Genomic DNA, 23,129 nt, shown 5'->3' on the forward strand with positions numbered 1-23,129 from the left:
CTTTTCTAATTATCTTGAATTCCATATAATACGATTCGCATCACGTCCCGTTCGTCTAGAGGCCTAGGACACCGGGTTTTCATCTCGGCAACAGGGGTTCGACTCCCCTACGGGATGCCAATTTATTAAGAAGCCCACACTAGTGGGCTTTTTTTATGGGATATGTTTCCATAGTGTTTCCATGCACCACCTTGATAGATTAAGCATTTCTATAAAACATATGTTTCCACAAATGTTTCCATACATTATAAAAATGTGTCCACGGGGCAGGAGCACCAGCCGGGTGGGGTGGGTATATATCTAGTGGTTGAATATTTTGAGAGGTTTTGGGGTGTTAACTAGTTACAAACTCCATCAAGTTTGTTCACAATACTTATCCTGTATAGCCCCTAAAAGCTTTCTAAGATGTTTCATCTCATTGAGGTTCTTACGGGCTCTTATCTTTTCAGATTCATCCCAAAACAATTCTAATACTCTTTCTTTTTCTGCCATTGTCTCAGAGCTCTCTATTCGTTTGTAAAGGAAGTCAATTGCATTAGTTACTTTATACATATTAGTATGTGGGTGGTTCATCACCTTCTTTTTTAAAAATACCAAATAATTTTAACCTTAAGTAAATGAGCAAAACAGGCGACAGCACAAATCCAATCACGTATAAGCCACCAAACTTATCATTAACTATAAAACCGACATAAGTTGCGAGGATACCTACAAGAAAACAAACCCAAAATTGCCATTTAGACCATATACCTGTAGGCACTAAACTCTGTAAACCATCATGCCTTTCTTCTCTATCAAGAAACCAAAATATTTTTTCTAGCCCAAAAACTCCAAACATCAATAAGCCAAAGGCTCCACATAAAAATACATATAAAAGAAGAAGTGCAATAAATGCAGGAAATAAAATAATGTATCCAAACAATTCCATGTCACATCTCTATTTGTTCCAATGTCTTATGACATTAAATTAATATGTTGGCCATCTATCATCATCTTTTATTTTATCTATGCAATGATAATCTTCTGCGAACCTACCATTTTCAATTGTTCTACATCTATAAGTCCAATTATTATAAGGGTCGTAAAAACCATCCCAATCGTAAGTATATGTTTGATAAGTATTTGACAATGAATCTGAAAAGGCTTCTATTGCTTCTGGTGAAGCATCCTCTAATACATCTCCAGCTAGAGCAACAGCACCTACGACAAGTGCAGCTTTAAATGTAAATTCAAGAATATTACCGAGCATATTACCTGTTTTTTCCGCAGCCTCTCTTCTCGCAATTGTTCGTTCTTTTCTTAATTTTTCTTTTTCTTTTTGTTTTTCAGCTTTAAGTAATGCAAGTTGAAATTGTTCCTCCTCTCTGAGTAGCTTTGTGACTTTTTTAATATCTTCATCTATATAATCCTCAGCAATAAAATATAGAAGTGGTGGTCCAGTAAGCCAGGACTCTGATGGTTTTTGTTTCTTGTTTTTTTTAGATTGATTTTTAGCAAGTTTAAGAATGCCAAGTTGTTTTTCATAATCGGAGGAGTATGAAGAAGACGCAAGATTGTATTGATGTATTAGATAACATCCGTATTATCATTGTTAAAATGTGAGTTATGATGATAATAAGTGATTAAATATTGCAATCATGAATAAAGAATTTTTAATTTCTGAAATACTTGCTTCTGCTGTTAGCCCAGTTTTTCTCTTAGCTGGTGTTGGAGCTTTATTGAATGTAATGACAGGAAGGCTTGGAAGAATTGTTGATAGGTTGAGATACCTCCAAGGGTATATTGACAAAGCTAATGCAGAAGATAAAAAAACTTTCTTGCTAAACCGCAAACAATCAGTTTTTAGAATGAGATTAATTTATGCTTCAATCTTTTTCTGCACACTTAGTGGTTTAATGGTTTGTATAGTAATCGGAGCATTATTTATTGGGGAACTAAATACCTACTCAATTGACGCATTTATTTCAATCTTATTTATTCTATGCATGGCATCATTAATCCTAGCCTTTATCTTGTTAGCAGCAGAAATATTTATAGCTACCAGAACAATCAATAGAAACTTAATTAAGACCGAATCAATTATTTCTAAATATCGCTAGAAACGCCAGAATATAAAAAAGCCATGTCACAAAAGTTGACTGGTGTTACTTTTTTTATGGGCTATATGTCCATGAGTTAAATTTATTTTGACTAACTGTTATGGCATTATTATGTATATGTTTTTTCTTAAGATACTAGAGAAATTAGGACGAAAAAGAGTTGTGATGGACAGAGGTCTTTCACACCCAGAATACCACTTAGCTAAACCATGGACTGACAGGTATTATTTAGTATTTAGAAAAAGACCAAAATGGTTTCCTTTCAATATATTTATTAATCATATTATAGATAATGACCATGGTATTGGATTGCATAATCATCCCTTTCCATATATTACAGTTATTTTAAGTGGTGGTTACTGGGAGACAAACATTAAAAAAGAAAGAAAATGGCGTGGCAAATTTTATATAGGTTTTAGAAGTGCTGACAATTTACACCGAGTTGACCTGGAACCAGGCATTAAGCCAATCACAATTTATTTTGCTGGTCCTTACGGACTGAGAAAAAAAGGAAGAAGTAAATACGGGACTTGGAAATAATTATATTTGTATATTGGCAATTACTAGTTTTAATAGCGGTTCTTTTACTGCCATTCTTAGTTATCTGAATTTAGAAGTGGATTCATACCCCACTTATTTTCATGTTCTTTGGCAGGCAGCATAAGCATTATTAAAATTGGGATTACGCCTATAATTGTTAAAATCCATAATTGATTCCAGCCACTATGGCCTCTGTCATGAAGCCTTCTTGCAGCAACTGACAAACTTGGAAGTATAGTAATAATTGAAAATATTATTGATAGTGGACCCTCGGAATCAATAGAGTCAATCATACCAGTAGAAATTTCCACAAATGCAATCAATATGGCTATTAATCCAACGGCCAGCACAAAATACCAATACTCACTTCTTGAAGCTCTTCCCTTGAAATCAGCATACTTTATAAAACCTGATTTAGCTGCATCTATAAAACTCATTATTTCAAGTTATCATAATTAAATTTGCGTTATTAAAAAATAGTATATAAATTTAAAAGGTATTTTTATTTTGTAAAACTATTGTTAGCTGTATGCCAGCTTTACAACATAAGCAAATATGCCTATTGCTAAACATCCATAGATAACCCAATTTACCCAATTATTCATATGACTCCAGTAAAACAAAATTAAGCACTCATACTTTTTGTATCTTTATTATACAAACATCTTAGTGACAATATCTAATGCTCTGTCTTCAAAAAAACATATTATTTATTTGTTGAGACTCTAATTGATAACTGGCATTATATTTTTTTAAATATCAATAATTAAAAGGAGAGTTTATGAGTGGTTTTTCAAATGTTGTGCGATTTGTGGTGAAAGAGGGAAGTGAGAATGATTTCTTAGAAGTCTTTAAGACTTTTTCAAAAGAGGAAGGCGAAATTTACTCTTTTCTTGTTCAAACTGGGGATAGAGAATATGTTGCAGTAGGAACTTGGGAATCTGAAGATGCATTAGTAAATGCAAGACCTTCATTGATTGGTAATCTTGATAAGATGAGAGACTTTCTTGAAGAAATTTCTCCAGACTTAGGAGTTACTGATCCAAGATCTGGAAACATTATTATGGAATGGAACTAGAATTTGTATAATTTTTGTGTCCACTTTTTGTAGGCTTTTTTTGGCATTTAGATTGCTCATATAAAGTATGAATATTAAATCAGAATTTAAATATGTCATTAATAAAAATTATATTGATATTAATGGTCATTTTATGGAAGCTGGATATTATTACTATGCTGTTCAAAGCGTTTGGGATTTTAATCATCATCATGGAATTATGGATGTAATAAAAAAAACCAATATTGGCCCTATTACATTCAAATCTGGTATGACATTTTATAAAGAAGTCTTTGAAGGAGAAGAAATTCTTGTTAAACCTAGATTATATAAAAACGAAGATGATGATAGATATTGGAGTCTTAAGATAAAAATTATTAATAAAGATAATAAATTATCAGCAGAGTATGAAAGTCTTGGATCTTTTATGGATTTGAAAAAAAGAAAAATTACTTCAGTACCTATAGAATTATCATTTGTTGATGATATATGGAAAGAAATTTTTAGAGCTGATGATTCTTCGAAGAAATAAGATTAATTTAATTACAACCACATGCGGACTTTTTTCTTATATTCCTTAAATTCATCACCAAATAATTTATCCATGGTTTGTTCTTCAGGTTTTATTTGGAATGCTGTTATGAATAGCATAAATAAAAGTGTGAAAATGATGCCACCAATTAAATTAAATTTAAACGATAATCCAATTAAAACAAATAGCATTCCTAAATACATTGGATTTCTTGAATACTGAAATATTCCAGCAACAACAAGAGATGATGCTTTTTCAATTTTGATAGGGTTCACCGTAGTATTTTGTTTATTAAATAAACGTACAGCTAAAAAAAAGGATAGTTATTCCAAATAATATAGAAATTAAACTAAGCACATTTAAAATCTGATAATTAAAATCTGGAAAATAGGATTTTGAAAAGAAAATGCACAATCCAAAGAATAAAGTAACTATTGGTGGAGGTATCTTATTGTTCATAGATATATACTAATCAAAGTATTTATTTTTGACAAACTACCCTTGCTTAAAACTCATATTATAAATAATATTGATATTTAATTATAAATATGCATAATAAAACTACATTTTTGGAGTAGCTATGAAACAATTTTTATTTTTAATTTGCTTGACGTTTATTACACAAGTTGATCTTTTTGCTGCCAATCATACTGTGAAGATGCTTAATCAAGGCGCTGCTGGAGTTATGATTTTTGAACCTGCTTTTTTAAAAATTAATAAAGGTGACTCTGTTACTTTTGAGGCAACAGATGCTGCACATAATTCAGCCTCTATACCTGGAATGATTCCAAGTGGTGGTCCTTCATGGAATAGTGCGCTTAGTAAAGATATTACTGTAACTTTTGATACTCCAGGTATATATGGATATCAATGTACTCCTCATTCAATGATGGCAATGGTTGGAGTAATTCAAGTTGGAAATGATGCATCAAATCTTGATGCTGCAACCAAAGCAGCAAATTCATTTAAATCAGTTTTTGTTATGAACCAAAATAGATTAGATGATTTACTTGCAGAGCTATAATATTTTTAAACTTCTTTTGCTTTTGTCATAAAGCCTTTCCAGAACTTGTGAAGGAAATAAAACCAGAAACCATTAATCACAGGTTCAATTAAGGCATCCATTGCAGCAAGATCTAATGTTGTTCCTGTAATGATAAGTGTGCATGCCATTGCAATACAGATATGACCTACTGTGTAAATAAGTGCGAGAGTAATACTGTCGTACTTTAGAAGTTTTCTTGTAATTGTTGCTTTTACCATAGTAATTAATCCTTTATTGTTTCTAACATTTCCATCATTTTTTCTTTAACAACTTGAACAGCTTTATATGGTCTAATCATGACTTTAAAATCTATAATTTTTCCATCTTTATTCCACTCAATCATATCAACACCATTAACTGAAATACCATTAATTAAAGTTTCAAATTCTAGAATTGAATTATGTTCATCATGTACTTCACGAGTATACCTAAAATTTGACATGTTAAAAGCTTTACCAGCAGCAAAAAGGTACATTTTTGTAATACTTTTCCCCTCTAATGGACTAAAAACAACAGGTGAAGAAAAAACAACATTATCGTCTAAAATATTATCGAGTAATTCTAATTTTTGATTAACGATAATTTGGTGCCATTCTTCAATAAATTTTTTTGTTTTTTGCATGAAAAGTTATTATTAAAAGTATTATGATTAATTAATATACATAAAATTTTTCATTGATCAAATACAAAAAAAGAATATTATAAAATTACAAACGGGAGAGAATTATGATTAATAAAATTAAACTAAATTTAGCTGTTTTTTCTGCTTTGGTTTTTGTAGCAGGTTGCGCCATGCAAGATGAAGTAGCTGAAGAATCAGGAACAGTTTATGAAGAATTCATGGCATGCCAAGCTGGCCCTGATTACACATCAGACAATATGACAAATATGATTGCAGAATGGCAAATGCTAATAAAAGAAGTCGAAGCTTTAACTGGTGCATGGGGATATGTTCCTGCAGCGGAAACAAATTCTAGTGGTGATACTATATGGTGGGAATTACAATGGTCGTCTCAGGATGCAGCCGATGCAGCTTGGGCCCAGTGGAGCTCAAATGATGATGCTGCCAAATGGGAAAATAAATATTCATCTGTTTTAGATTGTGATGGAGAAGCAAGAGGGTCATTTGATGTGGCTTACACAAATTCAGCTACCTTTGGAGAACTTGGTGATAATGGTTATTTTTATTCTGAAGTATATCAATGTTCATATAATGAAGGATCAGCAAAAGATAGCGCTATGGATTTCTTGCCTTTATATGAAGGAGCTTTAGATGAAGGTTATGCCGGTACAGCTTTTCAAGCAGGCAATTACTATCAACAGGGTAATGAAGATGGTTTTTTGTGGGTAAATTTCACTAATAGCAAAGATTCAATGGATAAAGCGAGTGCTGCTTTTGCTGCAACAACTCGTGACAAAATGTTTCCAATCTTTAGTGAGTTTGCAACATGCGAAGAAAGTCCAGATCTATATCATGGTTGGACGCTATATTGGAGTGATACTAAAGACTTCATGCCAACATTTCCGTCAAGCTAAGCAATATTATTTGGATTTATGATTGATATTTAACACCTAAAGAAATTTAGGTGTTATTTATTTTACGTTTTATATAATTTAAATATATAACTCCAAAAATCAACGTAAGAACATAAGCTTTAAGTTTTCCATGTGGAGAAGCGTGAATAGTTTTTTTGTAGAAAATACATTCGATAATGTGCACGATAAATAAAATCAATATAACTGTTTTAAAAATTTCCATATCTATTATTCTCCGCCTCCGCCTCCATCACCGCCTCCAGCGACAACACCTTCGCTACCAGAAGAGCTTGCGGCATGCTCTATGTTTGAAAAGAGGGCAGTCTGATCAACACCATTACCAAGAGCAACTGATACATCATGCTTAGTAAATTTATTAAGTTCTTTAATTTCTAACGGCTCTCCGGTTTCTATATTTATTAAAAAGGTTTTCTTCTTTGAGATAAGATAAAGCCTATTTTCAATAATAGCAATCTTAAAAAGATGTCGACTAAAAATACTTGCAACTCTTATTGAAAAAAGCAGTTCGCCTGTATCACCATCTATTTTACATATTTCTCTTTTATGATTAAAAAAGTATATATCTCCCTTAAGATAATGAGGCGTTATAAAACCATATACGCTATTTGTCTCCCAAACTGTTTGTCCATTTTCTTGTTTAACAAGCATGTGAGTATAGGAAACCCATGTTTGAATTTGAATTAAAAGCATATCTTTCCAGGTTGAAAGAATTAAGGGCGTGCCTTTTATTTCCTTCGTCCATATGGGCTTATTTTCATTCAAATCGTACTTTGCTATTGAATTCTTTTGACCTAGAAATACCTGACTTGAGTTAGTTGTGCTTTGCATATTATGTAATCATAATATTCTATCGTTATGACTCATGTAAAGTAAACTTTACATTAATTTTAATTCTAGTAATAAAATAATTTTTTTATTAAACTATTTTTATGGAAAAAGTATTAGTCACTGGCGCCACCGGATATATAGGCCTTCATTGTGTCCATCAGCTTTTAAATGAAGGGTATGCCGTAAACGGAACGCTAAGATCACCATCAAGAAAGCAAGAAATAATTGATGCACTTGAAAAAGCTAACACTTCCACTGAAAACTTAAATCTTTTTGTACTAGATCTTACTAGCGATGAAGGTTGGGATGAAAGTATGAAAGGTTGTGATTATGTTTTGCACGTTGCTTCTCCATTATCTATTGGTAAAACAGATGAAGATTTTTTTATTAAACCAGCGGTGGGTGGGGTTAATAGGGCAATGCATTATGCAAAGAAACATCAAGTCAAAAAAGTTGTACTTACATCTTCGGTTGCTGCTGTATTTGATTCATTAGATGAAAAAAAATATTACGATGAAAATGATTGGTCTGATCCAGATAATCCTGATATTACCCCATACAACAAAAGTAAAACTCTTGCAGAAAAAGCGGCCTGGGAATTTGTTGAAAAAAATAACAATCCTTTTCCATTAACCGTTATAAATCCTTTCCTAGTAATTGGTCCATCTTTAACCGATGACTTGGGTGAATCAAACATTGCGATTAAATTGTTGGTTACTGGAAAAGTTCCATTTATTATTCCATTGCAATTTGGTTTTGTAGATGTAAGAGATGTTGCTAGTGCTCATTTGCTTGCTTTAAAAAATTCAAACACTGATGGAGAAAGATTTATTTTGTCTGAAAGTGATTTATGGTACAGAGATGTTGCAAAAATTTTAAGAAGCGGCAATTATAAAAAAATTCCCAAAATTGAACTTCCTGTCTTTTTTGTAAAACTGTTAGCACCTTTTAATAAGATGTTAGGCAGGATTGTAAAAGCGATTGGCAGAGTAAGAAGTGTCGATAAAACAACCAAAGCAATTGACATACTCCAGTGGAAACCAAGACCAATAAAAGAATCTATTTTAGAGACTGCAAAACAAATAAAAGATTTGGGTTTAATTAAATAATACCAGGTATTATTGCTTTTCTGTTCTTGGGGTAATCGTCAAATTTTTCTTTATACCAATTATGATTCGCAATTGCTCGTGGAAATAAATTTGCAATAACCCAGAGTACAAAGACAACACCAGAAATACTCCAAGTAAGAATTGCCCATCCTATCCACTCAATAATTTCGCCAAAATAATTTGGTGCAGATATATACTTATACAAAAAATTATTAGGTATGTGATATCCAGGACCTTTCTTTTTCTTAAGCATCATAATTGAATAATCAGACCTGATATTAATATACATACCTATAGCAAAAACCATAAGTCCAAAAATAAAAGTATTGGTTGAAAGCCAATTTTCCGAATACTCAGTAAAATAAAATATTCCAAAAGCTTGAATACTTACATTGACTAAATTAAAACAAAATGCAGATACCGCAATACTTACCGGCATATGAGGGTTGGTTAAATTTATTACAAAGGGATAAACAAATGTTCTATGGACATAATGAGATAACCAAATAAACAAAAATACAAAATGAATAGTATTTAATTCTTCTCTAACTAAAAAAGCATAGATTATCATTAAAATTACACATGGAGATTCCATTAGAACCCATCCAGTCAGCGCTGGTATCTTATATCCCCAACCTTCTCGTATGTGACGACCATAGGGAGCAGATGTTGAAAATAAATAATAAAAGGTAAAGCAACCAATCAAAACCCAAATAGTGATAAAAATAAAAAAGACATTCATAATTGATTTATTTTTTTTAAGAAATTAAGTTTACACATCATTACCTTAATCTTAAACTATGTGTTGATTTAGGGGTAGAAATGAATAAATATGATTTTATAATTTTAGGTGGCGGTTCTGCTGGATGTGTACTTGCTAATAGGCTAAGTGCTAATTCAAATTTCAAAGTATGTTTAGTTGAGGCTGGCTCCAAAGATAAAGATGTTCGTATTCATGTCCCAATGGGCTTTCCTTTTCTTGGCGAAAACAGTAAATACAATTGGGCATATAAGACAGAGCCTCAAAAAGGTTTTGAAAAAGTTAAGGTTCTTGAACCAAAAACATCTCTAGTGGATTCTGCAGGAGGTGTTCATGAATTCCAAAATGAAGTAGAAGAAAATAGACGGGGTTATCAACCAAGAGGTAAAACATTAGGTGGCTCAAGTTCAATAAATGCAATGTTGTATGTAAGAGGGCATGAAAATGATTATGATCAATGGGCTAGCCTAGGCAATAGTGGTTGGTCATATGACGAAGTCTTACCATACTTTAAAAAAGCTGAGCACAATGAAGAATTTGATAATGATTGTCATGGCCAAAATGGACCATTGAATGTAAGCAAAATAAGGCATGAGAATATTTTTACTAAAGATTTTGTAAAAGCCGGATCTAAGTTACATAAATTTAATGAGGATTTTAATGGTGAGGACCAAGAGGGCGTAGGCTTTTATCAGACAACGCAAAAAAAAGGCAAAAGATGTAGCGCAGCAAAAGCTTATCTGCATCCTGCAAAGCATAGAAAAAATTTAACAATTCTCACTGACACCCAAGTAGATAAAATTATTATGGAAAATAATGTAGCGAAGGGCGTTTTATGTTTTGACAATGAACGAAAAGAGTTTGAAATACATGCTACAAAAGAAGTAATACTATGTTCAGGTGCATTTGGTTCGCCTCAAATACTTTTAAGATCAGGTATAGGGGCTAAAAATGATGTTGAAAATCATGGCATAGATTCAATTGTTGATTTGCCAGGAGTCGGTCAAAACCTTCAAGATCACATAGATTACATAACTTGTCATAAATACAATAATATGAATGCAATAGGCTTTTCATTTAAATCACTTTTTTATAAGCTACCGCTTGAATTCCTCAAATATTTGTTTTTTAAACGAGGCCAATTTACGACAACAATTGCGGAAGCTGGTGGATTTATAAAAAGTTTGCCAGAAGAAGACATACCAGACATTCAATTACATTTTGCAGTATCAATGGTTATAGATCATGGAAGAACATTTGTTTGGGGTCATGGAATCAGTTGTCACTCCTGTTTGTTGAGACCCAAATCAAGAGGAACTGTAAAACTAAAATCTAAAGATCCGTTTGACGACCCATTGATAGATCCCAATTTCTTTGCCGAGAGAGAAGACATGGATTCAATGATTAATGGCTATAAGCGAATGATGGAGATTCTCAATACTGAACCTATGAGCAAATACACCAGTAAGCATGTCATGAGACCGGTTGATTTGGACGATGATAAAGATATAGAAAAAGCTTTAAGAGAGTCATCAGATACTTGCTATCATCCAGTTGGTACTTGCAAGATGGGAAATGATGCAATGAGCGTTGTAAATTCAGAATTAAAAGTTCATCAGACATCGAATTTGCGTGTAGTTGATGCTTCTATAATGCCAACAATTGTGGGTGGCAATACAAATGCTCCAACAATTATGATAGGCGAAAAAGCATCGGATTTGATTATCAAAGATTGGATATAAGTGTTTAGATTTTTATTAATTCTTATTGTTTCAGGTTTTATAATGGGAGAACAAGCTGTAATTGTTGATGTTAGAACTCAAGATGAGTGGAATCAGGGCCATCTTGAAACTGCCCTCCATATCGAATTAGATAAAATTGAAACTATAAATGATAATTATGATTTTAAAGATCATAAAATTTATCTTTACTGTAGATCTGGCAAAAGATCGGGGATTGCTCTAGAAATTTTAAAAAATCTTGGTTACAAAGATCTAGTAAATGCTGGAGGAATAAAAGAAGCCAGCAGCCTTTTAAAAAAAGAAATCATTAAATAGCATCAATTGGCATTGATCTTGCATTACTTATAGTTAAATCGTATGTTGACACTGCATACATATAGCGTAAAATGATTTTATACTATGTATGCACTGCAAACATATAATAATAATTTTTTAACTTATAGGTAAAACATGATTAAAATTTCCCCCTTAGCTTTTTTATTAGTTTTTGCATTGCAGCCTTTGTCAGCTGCAACTTTGGATTTTGAAACCAAAGAAAATATTGCTCTGTCAGGCAAAATTGCAACAGTCAAAACATCAAAAAAATATTCTAATCCGCAAAAATGTGCCGCATTTTGTGCCTCACGAGAATCTTGTGTTGCTTTTACTTTGGATACCAAAAGAGGCTCTTGCACTTTACTAAAAAATGTATCATCTGAAAAAGATAGTTCAGAATCTTACTCAGGCTTTAAAGCTTAAAAATATAAAAACTTTTTTGGAAAGGTCTATTAATTTAGACCTTTTTTTTGTATTACAATTTGATAATGAATAGCCTGTTAAACTTTTTTAAAAAGGATAGTTCTTCTAAAAATATAACCAGAAGAATATTATCTTTTGATGGTGGTGGAGTCAGAGCAATTGCTGGAATTGTTTTTTTAAAGAAATTTGAGTTGGAGACAGGGTATAAAGTTTGTGATTCATTTGATATGTTTGTTGGAACTTCAGCAGGAGCATTTAATGCTGCATGTTTTGCTCATGAACATATGAGCGCCTCCGATGTAAAAAAATTTTGGAATAGTGAATACTTGGACAGAACTATGCAGACTTCTTTTTTTTGGGATAAAGCTTCTTTAGTTCAAGCTAGACCAAGATATGAATCAGAAGGAAGGATAAAACTTTTGAATGAAATATTTCGAGACAAAAAAATTGGAGAATCAAACAAACCTCTGTTAACACTAAGCTATGACATTGAGAAAAGAGAGCATGTTTTTCATAATACATTTTCTACACCTGAAGTTAGTTTTGTAGATGCTATATGCGCCTCAAGTGCTGCGCCAATGTACTTTCCTACATATCAAATGGACTCTGGTTCATGGATGATTGATGGAGGAATAGTTACAAATAATCCAACTCTTGTTGGTTATGCGCAAGCCAAAAAAGTTTTTCCAAATGATAATATTAAGGTTTTAAGCATAGGTTCTGGTTTAAACAAACATAAGATATCAGGTTCAGCCTCATCAAGATGGGGTGGAGTTGGTTGGTTAAGAAATGACATTATGGGAATGATGTTAGATTCTGAGGTGCATGATGATATTGCAAAAGACCTCATTGGTGAATCCTATTTAAGAATTAATTCGCCTCTTGGAAGAATCAATAAGATGCTTGATGATGACTCAGATGAGAACCTTGAAAAAATACATCTTATGGGGATGGAGTGGTGGTCAAAATTTGGGGAAACAACAAAAAAATTCATTGAAGATTAAAAAACTTCACTAAATTGTAAAAAACTATTGTAAGATACTATTTTTTTATTTACGGACAATTATGAATATATACGTTGGAAACATTTCTTGGGGCATGAGCGATCAAGATTTAGAGAACCTTTTTGCTGAACATGGAACAGTTACTTCAGCTAAAATCATAATGGATAGAATGACAAATCGTTCTAGAGGTTTTGGTTTTGTTGAAATGAGTGATGGTGCAGAGGAAGCTATTCAAGCTTTAAATGATACTGAAGTTGAAGGAAGAAAATTAGTAGTCAACGAATCTCGACCTAGAGAAAAATAAACCTAATTTAATTTGTAACTTTTAATATAGATTTATACAGTAAATCTAGATAATTTTTATGTATTTAAAAAATATCTAGATATTAGCTATTTTCTTGACAGATTTTATTCAAAAAGGTTAAATGAGCCAATGAAATAAAACTATAACAGCTACTTTGGGTGTTGCTGTTAACTTTGGGGGATTTCCTGTGAATAAATATTTATTATCACTTTTACTATTGTTACCAATTACTTTTCTTTTTGCACAAGATGCGAATGAAGAAGAAGCCGAAGATGTCGAAGAAGTTATTGTTACTGGCATTAGACAAAGTCTTAAAGATGCAATCGACATTAAAAGATCTAAAGTAGGAATAGTTGATGCAATAACTGCTGAAGATTTTGGTCAATTCCCAGATGGTAACTTAGCTGAATCACTCGCTAGAGTTGTTGGTGTTGCAGTAGACAGAAGCAACGTTGAAGGTCAACAAGTCGCAGTAAGAGGATTTGGGCCTGAATTTAACCTCGTAACATTAAATGGTCGTCAAATGCCAACTATTCCCGGACAATATGAAGGCGGTCGTTCTTTTAATTTTGGTGATATTTCCTCTCATGGGATATCAGCTGTGGAAATATATAAGTCAACAGACTTGAGTTTACCTACTGGTGGTATTGGTTCTACTATAAATATGGTTACTACTAGGCCGCTTGATGTTAATGGCAGAATTTCCTCTGTAAGCGTAGCAGGTGTTTATGACACAACTGCAGAAGGAGGCATTAACAACCCAGTTGAAATTGATTTTGTTACAGCTTCTAATAATGGTGATTGGGGCTGGGCTCTTTCAGGCTCACTTCAAGAGAGATCAAATAGAGAAGAAGGAACTCAAGAAAGTAACTGGCAAACAACACTTCCATATGATGAAGCAGCAACTGGATTAGCCGACGCAGGTAACTCATATCAAGAAGCAAGAAGACGTCTTGATAACGCTGTGATTAGAGGTATTAATGGAAGAATTGATAACGCAATATTTGTGCCTGAAAGACATGGTTATCAAATAAAAGACAACAACAGAATTAGACAAAATCTTCAAGCAACTGTCCAAAGACAGATGGGAGAAAATGTAAGAGCTACTCTTGACTATACGTATTCAGAAGTTAAATTCTCTACAGAGGGTACAAGATTTGGTCAATGGCTTGCAGGATGGAATTCTTCTATTGCAGAAATTTCAACAAACGGAGCTATTACCGGCCTCGAAACAAATATGGCTGATTATGGTCACGAAGCCTCATGGGGTAAAACAAGAAATCATAATAACTCATTAGGCTTTAATTTAGCATGGGATGTTAACGATGACTTAGAATTACAGATTGATTATCACGAATCAACAGCAGCTGTAACTGGGCCAACTTTAGATAACAGTGTAATGTTATCAACCGGCTTAACCTCTACAATTAATGCAAATTGGCTTGGCAGTGAAGGTATTAATACATACGCATATGGAAGAGACTATGCTGCAAGTGAATATGCTATTGATAGCGCTACTATTCGTGATAGAGATTCTATTAATGATATGACTCAATATAGAGTATTTGGTGAATGGACTAACTCTAATGGAAGATTTAGAGATTCTTTGACATCTATAGAATTTGGATTTTCAAACATAAAACAAGATTTTAGAGATAGAAGAGCAGAAGAAAATTATAATCTTTCTCTATCAACTGCAGCAGATTTAAATGATTCAAATTTAACAAGAACTTCTCTTGGCGGATTTATGGATGGATTTGGATCAGGTTTTAATCCAAAAAATAATTATTACTTTGGATTAAACGTACCTGGAATAATTGCAGATGCTAGAGACTATTTAGGTGGTCAAATGACTCCTGGTCTTACAGATACAAATTCAAGAGTAAGCGAAGAACTTGAATCAATGTATGTTCAGTTAAACTTCGAGAGTACTTTTAGAGATAGACCGCTTAATACTGTTGTTGCTTTGAGATATGAAGATGCAACAAATAGTTCAGTGGGCCTATCACCAATGCCAAATCAGATCATTTGGGACTTCCCAGGATTTAGTTTTGGTTCAAATGGAGCTGTTACTGTTCAAAATAATCAACATGATGGTATGGCTGTTACTTCAGCAGGAAGCGCTTTGTTAACTGATGTCTCAGATTCTACAACTCACGACCTGTTATTGCCAGCAGTTTCAATGTCATGGGAAATGTCTGAAAATGAAGTTGTTCGATTTGGACTATCTCAATCGATAGCAAGACCGGCACTGAGAGACTTAAGCTCAGTTTACAGCTTAGGAGTTGAAGCAAGAACTAACCTTACTGCAAGCGTAGGTAATCCTCAACTAGAACCTATGAAGTCAACAAATATAGATATTGCTTATGAAAATTATTACGCAGAGGGTAGTTATTTTGCTGTAAACGTTTTCCATAAGGAACTTGAGGATTTTATAACAACAAGCGAAGCTATAGAAAATGTTAATGGCATTAGAGACCCATCTATGTCAGCAAATGGTATAAGAGCACAAGAAACAGTAAATAATTTCTTTGATCTAGTATTAGCTAGACAATCTGCTTGTGGTCTTTCCTCAGGTGCATGGGATTATGGTGAAGATTGTCAACAATATAGCGCAACTTCTCCATTTGCTCTAACAGATGTCTATTGGCAACAACTATTAAATTACGATACATTCTTCGCGGGAAGAGAAGTAATGTACGCTTGGTACACATGGTTTTATAACATGGGTGGACCAGGTAATTTCCCATGGGGAGATTGTTGTTTTGTGAATTCAGCAGGTCAATATATTGGACCATGGAGAGCTCCATGGGACTATGACAATTATGGTACACCTGGTGCTGATGGAACAGATTTAGATGGCACTTTTGTTGTTGGCTCTGCATTCCCAATTGTATCCAGCTCAACAGATCCACTTGCAATGTTTAGAGTTTCTAAGCCTGTTAATCTTAAAGAAGGTGGAGTTGATGGTGTTGAGGTGGCATGGCAGCATTTGATGGACAATGGCTACGGTGTTCAGTTTAACTATACTGCTGTTACTGGTGGTGATGTAGAACCTGATTTAGACAACTTATATAGCCAAGACGCTTTGGATGGTTTTGGTGATTCAGGAAACTTTTCTGTATTTTATGAAAATGAAACTATTACAGCAAGGTTAGCATTTAATCACAGAGGCGAGACTTATGCGGGTATGGGTAATTACTTCCAACCTTTATATGTTGAAGCTAGAACACATGTTGATGTTGCTGTTTCATATAGAGTCAACGATAACCTAGGATTTTTTGTAGATGCAATGAACGTAACAGATCAACCTACACGTTTATTTGCAAGATATAGTGAAATGTTATTCTTATCTCAAGATCATGGACCGGTGTACAAAGCAGGTTTTAGGTATAAGTTTTAATCATAAAAAATTAAACAAAAAAAGAGAGCAGATGCTCTCTTTTTTTATATATAATATGTATAAAATCTTATGAAAAAATTATCTTTATTTGTGTTAACTATTGTTTTGTTATCCTCTTGTGGTGGAGGTGGCGGTGGAGGTTCGTCTTCAGATGCTGGCTCAACCAATAACGGTAACAATTCTGGATCAAACACTGGTTCAGGTGGAGATAGTTCGGGTGGAAGCTCTGATGGGGGTGGGACCTCAACTGCACCATTTTCAATAACAATTGATTATGGCCCTATTGAAACTCAAGAGGATGTAATTTTTTCAGGTCAGTTTACTGTTGAGCCCTCTCAACAAACAACAATTAATTTCACAACCACTCAGCCTTCACAGGGAGCAATTGTTCTTGGTAATAATGGTAATTTTCAATATAGACCACCGGAAAACTGGAATGGAAATACAGATTTTGTTTTGACTGCAACTGCGCCTCAACAGGACAATTACAGTAAAAGTGAAACTGTCAATGTTGTTGTATCTGCTGTTAACGATGCACCAACTTTAACCGCAATAAGCTCTATAGATTATGATAAATCAACAATGATTCTTGATGAGACTTTATCCTTTCTAGTCTCTTATTCCGATGTTGACTCATCTGAAGAGCAGATGACTTTTTCTATGACAGTTGGCAATGAATCATTACCAATAACAAGTCAATTTATTCCTGATACCAGTAATGTTAATTTATCAGTGGATACATCTTCTTTAATAAATGGTGGATTCAAACAAGCATTGATTACAATTTCTGACGGAATGTTGTCGACTTCATTAAATTTTAGAACCTGGTTTGGAGTTGGTAAGACGCCTATTACAATAGCTCAAGATGACGATCCAGAAGATGGTGTTAATGAAGGCTCTTCCACTCAAGTCACTTATGATAGATATTTCTTAGTCGGTAGTGAAACTTCTAATGCAAGAACGTTATATTTATTTGTAGCAGATGCAATTCAATCAGAAATTCAATTATCATTATTTAAAAAGAAGTTACTAGATTCAATAAATGCAATATATGAATCAGATGCGCAACCTTTTTTTACTGATTATTTTAGTCTTGCCTTTGTTGTTCCTCAGAATATGGATGGATCCTCCTCCGCTGGAATAAGAACAGATTGTTATGACTGGTCTCCCACAGCGTATTGTATTGGAGATGGTGATATTAATATGTCGGTTTTTGACGACTTTTTACCTGACAATGATTTAGTCTCAGTCCTAACTGGAACGCCTGGAAGAGGAGTTGCTTTAGGAAAAACTAATATTCAACAGCTTAGAGAGGACGATGAAAATACCTGGGGAACAGAATTTACGCTTGTTCATGAGTTAGGTCATTCACATGCCTATGCAGGTGATGAATATTTAGAGGAACATGGAAGAGATGTTGCACGTTTTGCAGATTTAAATATTAATACCACAACTCAAAGTGACCCTAATCAAGTTAAATGGAAGCATTGGATTAGTGACATGAGCTATGTTCCTGGTCTCCAATCAAAAGTATGCGCGGTATGGGCTAGTAGTGGTGGTTATTATAATGATAGTGATGATCCTTATGATGATGACAATAATGCAGATTCATGTACTTGTACTTATTATATTTGGGACGACTTAGTAAATAAAACTTTGCCAGATTGCTTTAAAAGTGTTGGATTATTTCAAGGTACTTATTACTCTTATGATGAAAATGATAATTATGATCAATATCATTATAGACCCTATGACTGGTCAATTATGGAATGTTGTTATTTAGAATATGGCAAAGTTAATGCTGAAGGTTTTGCAATAGCCTCTATTGAAAATCAAGGATTTTTAGATGATACGGTTGAATTAGTTACTGGTGCAGATACCTCAGTTAATACCGGATTTAAAATTACCATTGCTGCTGTTTATGACGATACTAAACTTACACTTAAATGGTATGAAGATGGAATTGAAGTACCTGCCTTTGAAAATGACTTAGTTGTAACATTTCAACGTCCTACAGATGGAAGTATAAAAAAATATACATGGAGAGTTTATGATAATACAGGAATTGTAATTGCTCCTGATGATGTTACAAATATCAATGATTTCTATGAGGGCTTATTTAATACAAATTTTTGGTGGAACTCCTGTTCTGATACAGCAGGTGGAACTCCTCAAACAGGTGATTGGACAACTAATCCTGTATATGAAAATGAATGTAGTTATGGTTATGTAAATGGACCACTTGGCGGAACTTGGGGAATAAATTGGAACGTATATTAAAATTTAATTTTTTCTTTGTAATATTTGCTTTTTGTATAAATATGCATGCAGCAAATGTAGATAAAATTATTACTGAAGATTTAGATTTTGAAAAATTACATATTTCTACAAAAACTAAAGTTGCAAAAATATATAAGATTAAGATTAATAATTCAACAGCAGCTCTTCAAGATTTCGCATTAAACAAACCTTCTAAACATCATATTAAAAAACATCATTTAATCACAAAAAGAGATACCTACGCTATAAAAATATTAAATGACAAAGATAAAGAGGTATATATGATTGGAATAGGTAATCCTTTTTTTATTAGAGCTCAACATATTGGATATGAAAATGAACCGGTTTCTGGAGGCTATAGAGATAATGCAATATTTGATTTTGCTGTCCCTAGTCATATTACTCCCAAGACAATTATTGTTTCCAAAAGAGATTCCTATGAAGACTTTCAAGAGATTCACAGAATTGATTTAAAAGATTAATTTTTAAAATAGCTTGAAATTTAATATTCTTGAAAGCCTATCTCATTAAAGTTATATTACACAACCTAGCGGCACTAGCTCAGTTGGTAGAGCGTCTGCTTGCCAAGCAGAAGGCCGCCGGTTCGAGACCGGCGTGCCGCACCATTATTTTCATCTGATAAAATATTTAAATGAAATTAATTTTAATTACCATATTATTTTTAGTCTTAAGCATTGATTGTTATTCAGACAAATTCAATTCTTTTATAGCAATTAAGACTGATTTGGAAAATGTTGATAATAAGACTGAAATTGCTATTAAAGATAATATAGATGTTGTTGGATTTGCAACAACAGCTGGATCACTAGCTCTTAAAAATAATTTTCCAACCAAAGATGCTTTTATTATTCAAAAACTAAAAAAAAATAATTTTATCATTTATGGTAAAACAAATTTATCAGAATGGGCTAACTTCAGATCTACTAAGTCAATTAGTGGTTGGTCAAGCATTGGTGGACAAACTTTTAATACGCATGGAAAAAACAATAATCCATGTGGTTCAAGTTCTGGTTCAGCTGTTGCAGTTTCCTCTGGAATCTTGAATATATCTATTGGCACTGAAACTAACGGATCAATTAGCTGCCCTGCATCTGTTAACGGAATAGTAGGAATGAAACCAACAGTTGGACTCGTGAGCAGATCAGGAATAATTCCAATTTCTTATTCTCAAGATACTGCAGGGCCCATGGGAAAAGATGTTAAATCTGTTGCAGAAGTGCTTGAAATTATTTCTGGCAGAGACGAAAAAGATTTTTTGACACATAAAATACCCATTTCTTTTAATTTTAATTTCACTAAAGATTTAAATAAAAATTCACTACAAGGAAAAAGATTTGGCCTTTTAAAATCTGGATATGATGATATTGCGGGTAAAAGATTAATAGACGACCTTATCAAAATTATTGAAAAAGAAGGCGGAATCATTTTTGAAATAGACGATACAAGAAAATATCCAGGAGAGTATTCATATTTTCTGCTTCTATATGAATTCAAAACTGGTATTGAAAATTATTTAATCAATTCAAATAGTGAGTATTCTAAACTTAAGGATATTATTGATTTTAACGAAAAAAATAAGGAAAAAGTCATGACCTATTTTGATCAGGATATATTTTATGAGAGTAATAAAGCATCAAAAAATCCAAATAAATATATTCAATCTATCAAAGAAATTAATCAAATAAACAAACAAACATATAATCTGTTTAATAAATTTAAATTAGATGCAATGATAGGTCTTACAAGAAATCCTGCCTGGAAAATAGATTATAAAAATGGTGATGACGGAGCAATGAGTAAACAAAGAAGGTGGGGTAACGGACATTTTGCAGCAATTGCAGGTTTGCCTCATATAACAGTTCCTTTCAGAAAAATTGATGGCTTGCCTGTAGGCGTAAGTTTTATTGGTTCACTTTGGTCGGACAAAGAAATTATTGAAATGGCATATAGTTTTGAGCAGGTAATTAAATAATAAATGCTAAAAAATTTGTTTTTTATATTTTTATTATTTATTGTGTCATCATGTGGTGGAGGTGGTGGTGATTCGTCCCCCACTAATAATATAAATAACATATTGTCAAATGCCACCACTGAAAGTGGGACTAGCGCACCTATTTCTGGAGAATCCTGTTCTCTATATCAAACTAATATCCATAGATGTAACCTTATTCATGATGGTATAAATAGATATTATTTTTCTTATGTACCACCTAATTTAGATACTACCAAAAGCATACCTGTATTATTTGCTCTTCATGGATATGGATCGTATGCATCGAGGCATCTTGATTATACAAATTATATGCCGCTGGCTGATGAAAATAATTTTATTGTTATCTATCCTCAGGGTGCTACAACAAGTACCTTATCTACTCATTGGAATATTGGAGGTTGGACATCAAAGAGCACTATAAATGACTTAAATTACATAGAAACTATTATTAATTTAGTGAAAGACAAAATTCAAATAGATGAAACAAGGATATACTCTTCTGGAATGTCCAATGGTGGATACATGAGTTATCATTTAGCATGCAATCTTAGCGATAAATTTGCTGCTGTTGCTTCGGTAACTGGCTCAATGTCTTTTGATACGTTTAATGATTGTAACCCATCACATCCAACAGCTGTTCTACAAATTCACGGCTTGCTGGATTTTGTTGTTCCGTATAATGGAAATTCAGGATCAAAAAGCATACCTGATGTAGTTGATTATTGGGTAAACTATAATTCCTGCAATTTAGAGCCAAATAGAGTTATAAATGACAACTTTATTGTCTTTGATACGTATGAAAATTGTTTAAACAACTTAAATGTAAAGCTAATAGTTCATCCTGAAATGGGACATGATTGGCCATCGATATATTCTTATGGTGTTAGTGCTTCTATTGAAATATGGAATTTTTTATCAAAATACAATATTCATGGCCGAATAAATTAGAGAAAGCATGAAAAATACCAGGAATAATTTTTCAGATCACATAGCAATAATAGGAGCCGGTATTGCTGGCCTTTGTTTAGGTTGTTTTTTAAAAAAATCAGGTTTGCCTGTTGTTATTTTTGAAAAATCATCCTCTGTTAGTAATTATGGCGCTGGAATTACAATCTCACCTAATGGTATAAATATTCTCAAATATCTTGATATTGATAATCAATTTATAAGTAATTCCTTTTCACCTTCACAAACAATAATTAATGATACAAGTAAAGATATTCTAAAAATTTCTTCGAACGTAATAACATCCTCAAGAAAAACATTATATTCGTCCCTTAAAGATAAATATTTATCATTAGGCGGAGAAATTTCTTTTGATCATGAATTAACCAATGTAGATCTCAAACAAACTAAGTTAATTTTTAAAAATTTTAAAGAATATAAATTTGCACACATTGTTGGATGTGATGGTATAAAGTCTGTATGCAGAAAATATCTTCTAAATAAAAATTTTTACCCAACATATAGCGGATATTCAGCATGGAGATCTATCATTCCTGCAAAACAGGAAAATATTCAATTATTTATTGCACCTAATCAACATATAGTTACCTATCCAATTAATTCAAATGAAGTAAGCTTTGTTGGAATTGTAAAAACACCAAATACATTAGATTCATCATGGAAAAGGAAAGGAGCATATAGTGAAGTATTAAAAGAATTTTCACCTTTTAAAAATTTACCAAGTTCTATCATTAACAAAAAAAATGATTATTATAAATGGGGTATTTATATATCGCCTGATTCAAAGAATTTTTGTTCAAAAAATCTTACTTTACTTGGTGATGCAGCTCACCCAATATTGCCTTTCTTAGGTCAGGGCGCTTGCATGTCATTAGAAGATGCTCATATATTTGCACAATTGTTAATTAAAAATATTAAAAACATTAAAAAAGCTCAAAGAGAATACGAAAATATAAGAATTCCAAGAATAAAAAAAATCCAAGAATTTTCCAAGACACAAGGTTTTTTAAATCACATATCAAATCCAGTTTTTATAAGTATAAGAAACTTTATTATGCGAACTTTTCCTTCGCTAATTAACTATCGTCTCAGTGATATATGGAGTTACAAGTCTATTTTAGAATCAAAAAATTGATAATTTACTCTAGCGA

Annotated in this window: 27 protein-coding genes and 2 tRNA genes; 20 read left to right on the forward strand and 9 right to left on the reverse strand. The window is 32.8% G+C overall.

Going from position 1 to position 23,129, the window contains the following annotated elements:
• Positions 1 to 44 precede the first annotated feature (44 nt).
• Positions 45 to 120: transfer RNA gene (locus M9C80_02385), tRNA-Glu, on the forward strand.
• Between the two features lie 234 nt (positions 121 to 354).
• On the opposite strand, the gene M9C80_02390 is transcribed toward M9C80_02385, so the two are convergent.
• The 3 genes from M9C80_02390 to M9C80_02400 are packed head-to-tail and all read right to left on the reverse strand — an operon-like array spanning position 355 to position 1,249.
• Entirely contained in the window at positions 355 to 552 is a 198-nt protein-coding gene (locus tag M9C80_02390) for a hypothetical protein (protein URQ70022.1), read from the reverse strand.
• Between the two features lies 1 nt (position 553).
• Positions 554 to 928 carry a hypothetical protein gene (locus M9C80_02395; protein ID URQ70023.1) on the reverse strand — a complete coding sequence of 125 codons (375 nt, stop codon included), beginning with the start codon at positions 926 to 928 and terminating at the stop codon, positions 554 to 556.
• Between the two features lie 39 nt (positions 929 to 967).
• Positions 968 to 1,249, reverse strand: a complete 282-nt coding sequence (locus M9C80_02400; GenBank protein URQ70024.1) for a hypothetical protein — start codon at positions 1,247 to 1,249, stop codon at positions 968 to 970.
• A 388-nt stretch (positions 1,250 to 1,637) separates the two neighbouring features.
• Between M9C80_02400 and M9C80_02405 the strand changes: the two genes are divergently transcribed.
• Together M9C80_02405 and M9C80_02410 are read left to right on the forward strand one after the other, a co-directional pair.
• The gene (locus tag M9C80_02405; protein URQ70025.1) at positions 1,638 to 2,099 is read left to right on the forward strand and encodes a DUF2721 domain-containing protein; all 462 of its coding nucleotides are present in this window, start codon (positions 1,638 to 1,640) and stop codon (positions 2,097 to 2,099) included.
• A gap of 117 nt (positions 2,100 to 2,216) precedes the next feature.
• The gene (locus M9C80_02410) at positions 2,217 to 2,639 is read left to right on the forward strand and encodes a hypothetical protein (protein URQ70026.1); all 423 of its coding nucleotides are present in this window, start codon (positions 2,217 to 2,219) and stop codon (positions 2,637 to 2,639) included.
• Between the two features lie 56 nt (positions 2,640 to 2,695).
• Here M9C80_02410 and M9C80_02415 read toward each other — a convergent pair whose 3' ends face one another.
• Positions 2,696 to 3,076, reverse strand: coding sequence for a DUF805 domain-containing protein (locus tag M9C80_02415; GenBank protein ID URQ70027.1), 381 nt, complete (start codon positions 3,074 to 3,076; stop codon positions 2,696 to 2,698).
• 344 nt (positions 3,077 to 3,420) lie between these two features.
• On the opposite strand from M9C80_02415, the gene M9C80_02420 reads away from it, so the two are divergent.
• Together M9C80_02420 and M9C80_02425 are read left to right on the forward strand one after the other, a co-directional pair.
• Positions 3,421 to 3,717 (forward strand): antibiotic biosynthesis monooxygenase, encoded by a 297-nt coding sequence (locus M9C80_02420; GenBank protein URQ70028.1) that lies wholly within the window; start codon positions 3,421 to 3,423, stop codon positions 3,715 to 3,717.
• A 67-nt stretch (positions 3,718 to 3,784) separates the two neighbouring features.
• Positions 3,785 to 4,228: a thioesterase family protein gene (locus tag M9C80_02425; GenBank protein ID URQ70029.1), complete on the forward strand. Its 444-nt coding sequence runs from the start codon at positions 3,785 to 3,787 to the stop codon at positions 4,226 to 4,228.
• 11 nt (positions 4,229 to 4,239) lie between these two features.
• Here the strand turns inward: M9C80_02425 and M9C80_02430 are convergent, their stop codons facing one another.
• Positions 4,240 to 4,503: an isoprenylcysteine carboxylmethyltransferase family protein gene (locus M9C80_02430; GenBank protein URQ70030.1), complete on the reverse strand. Its 264-nt coding sequence runs from the start codon at positions 4,501 to 4,503 to the stop codon at positions 4,240 to 4,242.
• 305 nt (positions 4,504 to 4,808) lie between these two features.
• Between M9C80_02430 and M9C80_02435 the strand changes: the two genes are divergently transcribed.
• Entirely contained in the window at positions 4,809 to 5,252 is a 444-nt protein-coding gene (locus tag M9C80_02435) for a pseudoazurin (GenBank protein ID URQ70031.1), read from the forward strand.
• Positions 5,253 to 5,257: 5 nt separating this feature from the next.
• Here the strand turns inward: M9C80_02435 and M9C80_02440 are convergent, their stop codons facing one another.
• Together M9C80_02440 and M9C80_02445 are read right to left on the reverse strand one after the other, a co-directional pair.
• On the reverse strand, positions 5,258 to 5,491 hold the full coding sequence (locus tag M9C80_02440) for a DUF2061 domain-containing protein (GenBank protein ID URQ70032.1): 234 nt from the start codon (positions 5,489 to 5,491) through the stop codon (positions 5,258 to 5,260).
• Positions 5,492 to 5,496: 5 nt separating this feature from the next.
• Complete coding sequence (locus M9C80_02445; protein URQ70033.1) at positions 5,497 to 5,895, reverse strand: nuclear transport factor 2 family protein; 399 nt, start codon at positions 5,893 to 5,895, stop codon at positions 5,497 to 5,499.
• A 104-nt stretch (positions 5,896 to 5,999) separates the two neighbouring features.
• Here M9C80_02445 and M9C80_02450 point away from each other — a divergent pair, with 104 nt between their 5' ends.
• The gene (locus M9C80_02450) at positions 6,000 to 6,809 is read left to right on the forward strand and encodes a hypothetical protein (GenBank protein ID URQ70034.1); all 810 of its coding nucleotides are present in this window, start codon (positions 6,000 to 6,002) and stop codon (positions 6,807 to 6,809) included.
• A 228-nt stretch (positions 6,810 to 7,037) separates the two neighbouring features.
• Here M9C80_02450 and M9C80_02455 read toward each other — a convergent pair whose 3' ends face one another.
• Complete coding sequence (locus M9C80_02455) at positions 7,038 to 7,658, reverse strand: hypothetical protein (GenBank protein ID URQ70035.1); 621 nt, start codon at positions 7,656 to 7,658, stop codon at positions 7,038 to 7,040.
• A gap of 101 nt (positions 7,659 to 7,759) precedes the next feature.
• Between M9C80_02455 and M9C80_02460 the strand changes: the two genes are divergently transcribed.
• Complete coding sequence (locus M9C80_02460) at positions 7,760 to 8,767, forward strand: aldehyde reductase (protein URQ70036.1); 1,008 nt, start codon at positions 7,760 to 7,762, stop codon at positions 8,765 to 8,767.
• Here M9C80_02460 and M9C80_02465 read toward each other — a convergent pair.
• Positions 8,760 to 9,509 (reverse strand): DUF1295 domain-containing protein, encoded by a 750-nt coding sequence (locus tag M9C80_02465; GenBank protein ID URQ70037.1) that lies wholly within the window; start codon positions 9,507 to 9,509, stop codon positions 8,760 to 8,762. The genes M9C80_02460 and M9C80_02465 overlap by 8 nt on opposite strands.
• Before the next feature lie 80 nt (positions 9,510 to 9,589).
• Here M9C80_02465 and M9C80_02470 point away from each other — a divergent pair, with 80 nt between their 5' ends.
• From M9C80_02470 to M9C80_02525, 12 genes are all read left to right on the forward strand, one after another.
• Positions 9,590 to 11,269, forward strand: a complete 1,680-nt coding sequence (locus M9C80_02470) for a GMC family oxidoreductase N-terminal domain-containing protein (GenBank protein URQ70038.1) — start codon at positions 9,590 to 9,592, stop codon at positions 11,267 to 11,269.
• Positions 11,270 to 11,584 carry a rhodanese-like domain-containing protein gene (locus M9C80_02475; protein ID URQ70039.1) on the forward strand — a complete coding sequence of 105 codons (315 nt, stop codon included), beginning with the start codon at positions 11,270 to 11,272 and terminating at the stop codon, positions 11,582 to 11,584. It begins immediately after the preceding gene.
• A gap of 135 nt (positions 11,585 to 11,719) precedes the next feature.
• Positions 11,720 to 12,007 (forward strand): PAN domain-containing protein, encoded by a 288-nt coding sequence (locus M9C80_02480; protein URQ70040.1) that lies wholly within the window; start codon positions 11,720 to 11,722, stop codon positions 12,005 to 12,007.
• A gap of 65 nt (positions 12,008 to 12,072) precedes the next feature.
• A complete protein-coding gene (locus M9C80_02485; protein URQ70041.1) occupies positions 12,073 to 13,011 on the forward strand; it encodes a patatin-like phospholipase family protein in 939 nt (312 codons plus the stop codon).
• 61 nt (positions 13,012 to 13,072) lie between these two features.
• The gene (locus tag M9C80_02490; GenBank protein URQ70042.1) at positions 13,073 to 13,315 is read left to right on the forward strand and encodes an RNA-binding protein; all 243 of its coding nucleotides are present in this window, start codon (positions 13,073 to 13,075) and stop codon (positions 13,313 to 13,315) included.
• 187 nt (positions 13,316 to 13,502) lie between these two features.
• Positions 13,503 to 16,718 carry a TonB-dependent receptor gene (locus tag M9C80_02495; GenBank protein URQ70043.1) on the forward strand — a complete coding sequence of 1,072 codons (3,216 nt, stop codon included), beginning with the start codon at positions 13,503 to 13,505 and terminating at the stop codon, positions 16,716 to 16,718.
• A gap of 69 nt (positions 16,719 to 16,787) precedes the next feature.
• Positions 16,788 to 18,998: a M64 family metallo-endopeptidase gene (locus M9C80_02500; GenBank protein ID URQ70044.1), complete on the forward strand. Its 2,211-nt coding sequence runs from the start codon at positions 16,788 to 16,790 to the stop codon at positions 18,996 to 18,998.
• A complete protein-coding gene (locus tag M9C80_02505; protein ID URQ70045.1) occupies positions 18,983 to 19,480 on the forward strand; it encodes a hypothetical protein in 498 nt (165 codons plus the stop codon). The genes M9C80_02500 and M9C80_02505 overlap by 16 nt, the downstream gene beginning before the upstream one ends.
• A 68-nt stretch (positions 19,481 to 19,548) precedes the next feature.
• Positions 19,549 to 19,624, forward strand: a tRNA-Gly gene (locus M9C80_02510).
• A 26-nt stretch (positions 19,625 to 19,650) separates the two neighbouring features.
• Positions 19,651 to 20,991 carry an amidase family protein gene (locus tag M9C80_02515; protein ID URQ70046.1) on the forward strand — a complete coding sequence of 447 codons (1,341 nt, stop codon included), beginning with the start codon at positions 19,651 to 19,653 and terminating at the stop codon, positions 20,989 to 20,991.
• A gap of 3 nt (positions 20,992 to 20,994) precedes the next feature.
• Positions 20,995 to 21,960, forward strand: coding sequence for a prolyl oligopeptidase family serine peptidase (locus tag M9C80_02520; protein ID URQ70047.1), 966 nt, complete (start codon positions 20,995 to 20,997; stop codon positions 21,958 to 21,960).
• A gap of 7 nt (positions 21,961 to 21,967) precedes the next feature.
• Positions 21,968 to 23,113, forward strand: coding sequence for an FAD-dependent monooxygenase (locus M9C80_02525; protein ID URQ70048.1), 1,146 nt, complete (start codon positions 21,968 to 21,970; stop codon positions 23,111 to 23,113).
• The last annotated feature ends 16 nt before the right edge of the window (positions 23,114 to 23,129 follow it).

Source organism: SAR86 cluster bacterium (assembly GCA_023703615.1).
GTDB lineage: Bacteria > Pseudomonadota > Gammaproteobacteria > Magnimaribacterales > D2472 > MED-G85.

What these genes read in the sequence shown, in the direction of transcription:
- M9C80_02490 (URQ70042.1), top strand. Translation starts at nt 13,073, where the DNA reads ATGAATATATACGTTGGAAACATTTCTTGGGGCATGAGCGATCAAGAT.
- M9C80_02480 (URQ70040.1), top strand. Translation starts at nt 11,720, where the DNA reads ATGATTAAAATTTCCCCCTTAGCTTTTTTATTAGTTTTTGCATTGCAG.
- M9C80_02445 (URQ70033.1), bottom strand. Translation starts at nt 5,895, where the DNA reads ATGCAAAAAACAAAAAAATTTATTGAAGAATGGCACCAAATTATCGTT.
- M9C80_02460 (URQ70036.1), top strand. Translation starts at nt 7,760, where the DNA reads ATGGAAAAAGTATTAGTCACTGGCGCCACCGGATATATAGGCCTTCAT.
- M9C80_02440 (URQ70032.1), bottom strand. Translation starts at nt 5,491, where the DNA reads ATGGTAAAAGCAACAATTACAAGAAAACTTCTAAAGTACGACAGTATT.
- M9C80_02395 (URQ70023.1), bottom strand. Translation starts at nt 928, where the DNA reads ATGGAATTGTTTGGATACATTATTTTATTTCCTGCATTTATTGCACTT.
- M9C80_02390 (URQ70022.1), bottom strand. Translation starts at nt 552, where the DNA reads ATGTATAAAGTAACTAATGCAATTGACTTCCTTTACAAACGAATAGAG.
- M9C80_02520 (URQ70047.1), top strand. Translation starts at nt 20,995, where the DNA reads ATGCTAAAAAATTTGTTTTTTATATTTTTATTATTTATTGTGTCATCA.
- M9C80_02450 (URQ70034.1), top strand. Translation starts at nt 6,000, where the DNA reads ATGATTAATAAAATTAAACTAAATTTAGCTGTTTTTTCTGCTTTGGTT.
- M9C80_02415 (URQ70027.1), bottom strand. Translation starts at nt 3,076, where the DNA reads ATGAGTTTTATAGATGCAGCTAAATCAGGTTTTATAAAGTATGCTGAT.
- M9C80_02405 (URQ70025.1), top strand. Translation starts at nt 1,638, where the DNA reads ATGAATAAAGAATTTTTAATTTCTGAAATACTTGCTTCTGCTGTTAGC.
- M9C80_02515 (URQ70046.1), top strand. Translation starts at nt 19,651, where the DNA reads ATGAAATTAATTTTAATTACCATATTATTTTTAGTCTTAAGCATTGAT.
- M9C80_02410 (URQ70026.1), top strand. Translation starts at nt 2,217, where the DNA reads ATGTTTTTTCTTAAGATACTAGAGAAATTAGGACGAAAAAGAGTTGTG.
- M9C80_02485 (URQ70041.1), top strand. Translation starts at nt 12,073, where the DNA reads ATGAATAGCCTGTTAAACTTTTTTAAAAAGGATAGTTCTTCTAAAAAT.
- M9C80_02400 (URQ70024.1), bottom strand. Translation starts at nt 1,249, where the DNA reads ATGCTCGGTAATATTCTTGAATTTACATTTAAAGCTGCACTTGTCGTA.
- M9C80_02525 (URQ70048.1), top strand. Translation starts at nt 21,968, where the DNA reads ATGAAAAATACCAGGAATAATTTTTCAGATCACATAGCAATAATAGGA.
- M9C80_02455 (URQ70035.1), bottom strand. Translation starts at nt 7,658, where the DNA reads ATGCAAAGCACAACTAACTCAAGTCAGGTATTTCTAGGTCAAAAGAAT.
- M9C80_02465 (URQ70037.1), bottom strand. Translation starts at nt 9,509, where the DNA reads ATGAATGTCTTTTTTATTTTTATCACTATTTGGGTTTTGATTGGTTGC.
- M9C80_02470 (URQ70038.1), top strand. Translation starts at nt 9,590, where the DNA reads ATGAATAAATATGATTTTATAATTTTAGGTGGCGGTTCTGCTGGATGT.
- M9C80_02435 (URQ70031.1), top strand. Translation starts at nt 4,809, where the DNA reads ATGAAACAATTTTTATTTTTAATTTGCTTGACGTTTATTACACAAGTT.
- M9C80_02420 (URQ70028.1), top strand. Translation starts at nt 3,421, where the DNA reads ATGAGTGGTTTTTCAAATGTTGTGCGATTTGTGGTGAAAGAGGGAAGT.
- M9C80_02500 (URQ70044.1), top strand. Translation starts at nt 16,788, where the DNA reads ATGAAAAAATTATCTTTATTTGTGTTAACTATTGTTTTGTTATCCTCT.
- M9C80_02425 (URQ70029.1), top strand. Translation starts at nt 3,785, where the DNA reads ATGAATATTAAATCAGAATTTAAATATGTCATTAATAAAAATTATATT.